The 1370-nt window shown below is 64.2% G+C and carries 2 protein-coding genes; both read left to right on the plus strand.

Annotation, left to right across the window (positions count from 1 at the left end):
- On the plus strand, window positions 1-107 hold a 107-nt coding region (locus DLJ49_RS21200; protein ID WP_147277395.1), incomplete at its 5' end, for a transposase domain-containing protein.
- Window positions 108-128: 21 nt separating this feature from the next.
- Window positions 129-1286 carry a hypothetical protein gene (locus DLJ49_RS21205; RefSeq protein WP_115395481.1) on the plus strand — a complete coding sequence of 386 codons (1158 nt, stop codon included), beginning with the start codon at window positions 129-131 and terminating at the stop codon, window positions 1284-1286.
- Window positions 1287-1370: the final 84 nt, after the last annotated feature.

The following is a 1370-nucleotide window of genomic DNA, read 5'->3' on the forward strand; positions in this document are numbered from 1 at the left end:
ACTACCTCGCCGACACCCTCCGCGCCATCCTCGACGGACACCCCAAGTCCCGCATCGAGGACCTCATGCCCTGGCGCTACGCCCAGCCGTCAAGCCTCGCCGCATAGGGCCGCCCCGTCGCGCTTACGATGCTCGACATGGTGCGGCAGCTCTACTGCACCTTCTCAGACCCACAGGCGGCGCGCGTCGTCACGAAGCTGAACAGCAATGCAAAGGCCGCTGAGTATGTCCTCGACCACGCTCGCGCGGCCCTGACCGTCGACCGGTGGTTCTTCAACTCCGACCGGACAGCGCACCTGCTGCCGTTCCGCAACGTTACGGTGGACCTGCGCACGGGCAAGACGATGCCGCACGACCCCCGCCATTGCCTGACAGGGTGCATGCAGGCGGACTACAACCCGGACGCTGACCTCGGTCGAGTGAAGGAGGCGTTCGCTCGCTTCTGGCCCGGTGATGACGATACCGCCGAACAGTTCCAGGTCGCCTTGGGCTACTCCGCCACCGGCGAGGTCGCGGCGAAGCGGATGTTCCTGATGGTCGGAGACCAAGTGCGCGCCGACTCGAACGGCGACAACGGCAAGTCAATGGTTCAAGGTGCTCTGACCCGGCTCTTCGGCTTCGAGCGCGGCGGTTTCGGCGTCGGCGCCAAGCCGCAGCTCATCATCGACGTCGGCGACAGGGACGCGAACAGCCACGATGCGGCCAAGGGCGTCCTGATCTGGAAGCGCTTTGCCATGGCGTCCGAGTTCCGGGTCGGCGCATCGGTGAATTCGGGTGAATTCAACGTCCTGTCCGGCGGTGACGTGATCGGCGCGCGGCCGCCGCATAGCCAAGACACCATCCAGTTCATCAACCGCGCGAGCATGTGGTTCTCGATGAACACGCCGCCGCGGTTCAAGACCTGGGACCAGGCGACCAAGCGCCGACTGACTCCGTTCCCATTCACCCAGACATTTCACAACCCCGGGTGCGCCCCGGCGGGCGGGCAGGAGAAGGATCTGTCCCTGAAGCCTTGGCTCGAGAGCAAGGCTGGGCAGGAGGCACTTGGCGCGTATCTCGTCGAGGGTGCGATGAAGTATTACGCCCTCAACAATGGTAGCGCAGGCGACTTCCCCGACAGCGCCGCCGTCTGTCAGATGCGCGAGAAGATCCTGGCACAGTCAAATCCCTACCACGACTTCTTCGAAGAGTTCCTCGTGTTCGACGCGACCATGGACACCCTGGTCTCCGCCATGAACAGCGTCCTTAACAGGCCGCTGAAAAAGGCCGCCTCGACACGGGTTTGAGGACATGATTCACCCTTTCCGGGTCACGAGGGGGGCGGTCATGCGCGGGACAGACGAGGCGAGCGGGTCGCTGTTCAGCTATGT

The sequence above is a fragment of the Rhodovulum sp. 12E13 genome, from assembly GCF_003340565.1.
Classification (GTDB): Bacteria; Pseudomonadota; Alphaproteobacteria; order Rhodobacterales; family Rhodobacteraceae; genus HLUCCA09.

What these genes read in the sequence shown, in the direction of transcription:
- DLJ49_RS21205 (WP_115395481.1), top strand. Translation starts at nt 129, where the DNA reads ATGCTCGACATGGTGCGGCAGCTCTACTGCACCTTCTCAGACCCACAG.